This is a genomic window from Psychrobacter sp. (assembly GCF_036731945.1).
Taxonomy (GTDB): domain Bacteria; phylum Pseudomonadota; class Gammaproteobacteria; order Pseudomonadales; family Moraxellaceae; genus Psychrobacter.
This window is the reverse complement of record NZ_DAINDI010000024.1, coordinates 23660-25519: the sequence shown is the minus strand read 5'-3', so window position 1 is coordinate 25519 and position 1860 is coordinate 23660. Positions and strand designations below refer to the sequence as shown.

2 protein-coding genes are annotated in these 1860 nt (G+C 44.1%); both read left to right on the top strand.

What is annotated here, in order from left to right; all coding sequences use genetic code 11:
* Positions 1-896 (top strand): NADH-quinone oxidoreductase subunit N (locus V7D75_RS06745; protein ID WP_333613938.1); only part of this gene is annotated, 896 nt, incomplete at its 5' end.
* 216 nt (positions 897-1112) lie between these two features.
* Positions 1113-1860, top strand: a 748-nt coding sequence (locus V7D75_RS06740) for a ferredoxin--NADP reductase (protein ID WP_333613937.1), incomplete at its 3' end; no start/stop codon positions are given.

The following is a 1860-nucleotide window of genomic DNA, read 5'->3' as shown; positions in this document are numbered from 1 at the left end:
CTTTTAAGCCTATCAGTATGACGTTGGTCGATCTCTTTGAGTCGCCACTACTAATCGTCGGTACGGCGATGATGATGTTTGGTATTGCTTTTAAACTGTCTGCCGCGCCATTTCACATATGGACACCAGATGTGTACGAAGGCGCACCAGCACCTGTCGCTACTTATTTGGCATCGGTCACCAAAGTGGCGATGATGGCGCTTGCCGTTCGCTTCTTAATTGATACGTCGCTATTGGCGCTGCCATCAGTACAAATGCTGCTCATGGTTATGGCAACCTTGTCGATACTAGTTGGTAACTTATTAGCGGTACGCCAGACCAGCCTTAAGCGCCTGCTTGGTTATTCGTCGATTGCTCATATGGGTTATGTGCTTATCGTGATTGTCAGCATTGGCTCAGCCGCTGATAGTATCTCAAGCATGTATATGGCGATTTACGCCTTTACCTCTATTGGTGCCTTTGGTGTTGTTACTTTGATGTCGAGCCCGTATCGCTTGGCGGGTGAAGCAGATGAATTGACCCATTATCAAGGGCTGTTCTGGCGTCGTCCGGTATTGACCGCTGTTATGACCATTATGATGTTGTCATTGGCAGGTATTCCATTGACCGCAGGCTTTATCACTAAGCTATTTGCGATTCTTGCCGCCGTTCAAGGTACCAACTGGTTCTTGGCTGGCATGATTATCTTGGGTAGTGCCATTGGTCTGTTTTATTACTTGCGCGTCATGCTCACGCTATTTAAACGTCCAAAACAATTTATTGAATTTGACGTCTCAAAGCAGTGGGGCTTGCGTACGGGCGGTATCATGGTTATCGCCGTCACCGCCATCATTCTCTTCTTTGGTATATTGCCAAACAGTATGATTGAATGGGCAAGTTTGGCTCGTATTTGGTAAGTATAAAATATGAGTAGGGGTTTTCGATATTGATAACCGCTGCTTATTGATAATGACCGTTAGAAAACCAAGATGCGCCAGCTTTATGATAAGCTTGGCGCATCTTTTATTTTAGAGCCTTTAAAAAAATACAAACATAGCCATCTATAACCATAAGCAATCATAAATCATAAATCATAAATCATAAATCATAAAAAACGAGGGTGAATCATTATTATGAGTGACAATATTCAAAAAGTAACGGTGCTCAGTAAAACCACGTGGACGCCCAATCTCTTTAGCTTTACCGTCAGTCGTCCTGATAGTTTTAAATTTACCGCAGGACAGTTTGTACGCTTGGGCGTTAATCCCAGTCAATTAAACTACTATAAGCAGTTGAGTGCAGTAGCTGATACTGATGATGAAGAACTGGACGAAGCGCCAAATGAAGATATCTTCCGTGCTTATTCGATCGTCTCTTCACCCTTTGATGAAATCCTAGAATTCTTCTCTATTGTTATCCCTGATGGCGCCTTTACCTCGCAGCTACAACACCTAGAAGTCGGCGATGAGCTATTATTAAACACCATGCCGTTTGGCTTTTTAACTTTAGCCCGTTATCAAAAACCGCTGCCAAAAGACTTATGGTTGCTGGCGACAGGTACAGGTTTAACACCATTTTTGTCGATGCTGCAAGACTTAAAAACCTGGGAAGACTACGAGCATATCGTCTTGGCTTATAGCGCGCGCTCAACAGAAGAGCTTGCTTATATTGAGAAGATTGAAGGTTTACAAGAAGATTTTGGCTCATTAGTCGATAATCCAGCCAAGCTTATCTTTATTCCTATCGTTACCCGCGAGCCTGTCGAGGGCGCATTAACTGAGCGCTTGCCAAAACTCTTATTAGAGGGCACGTTGCAAACGCGCGCTGGCATTGACTTAGACGTCGATAGTACGCACGTGATGCTATGCGGTAACCCAGACA